Source organism: Microtetraspora sp. NBRC 16547, from assembly GCF_030268965.1.
GTDB lineage: Bacteria > Actinomycetota > Actinomycetes > Streptosporangiales > Streptosporangiaceae > Microtetraspora.
Genome location: NZ_BSSE01000116.1, coordinates 1 through 330, shown reverse-complemented (window position 1 = coordinate 330; position 330 = coordinate 1). Strand labels below are relative to the sequence as shown.

General features: G+C 74.5%; 1 protein-coding gene. It reads right to left on the bottom strand.

Features of this window, described 5'->3' with window-relative positions:
- Positions 1-330, bottom strand: a 330-nt coding sequence (locus tag QSK17_RS35845) for a DUF222 domain-containing protein (protein ID WP_285711149.1), incomplete at both ends; no start/stop codon positions are given.

Below are 330 nucleotides of genomic sequence, written 5' to 3'. Positions count from 1 at the left end.
TCGCCTGCCCCGCACGGGCGACATCCTCGACCGTACTGGCGGAAGCGTCGGCCAGGTCGACCAGGATCGGCTCGGCCAAAGCGGTCTCGGTGTCATCCAGATGCCGCACCGCGGAGGAGATCGTGGCAGCGTAACCGAAAGACAGGCTGCCCTCGGCGAGCCGGGCGGCGGTCTGGGGCAGGCGGGACAGTTGCCGGGCCAGGGTGATGCGCTCCCCGGCCCGGGCGGCGCGCGAGCCGGTGGCGGCGGCCAGCCACGCGCCGACCGAACGCCGCCCGAACAGGTGGTGGCCCTTCCCGGCCTCAGCCACCACCAGCCTGGCGGCGAGCG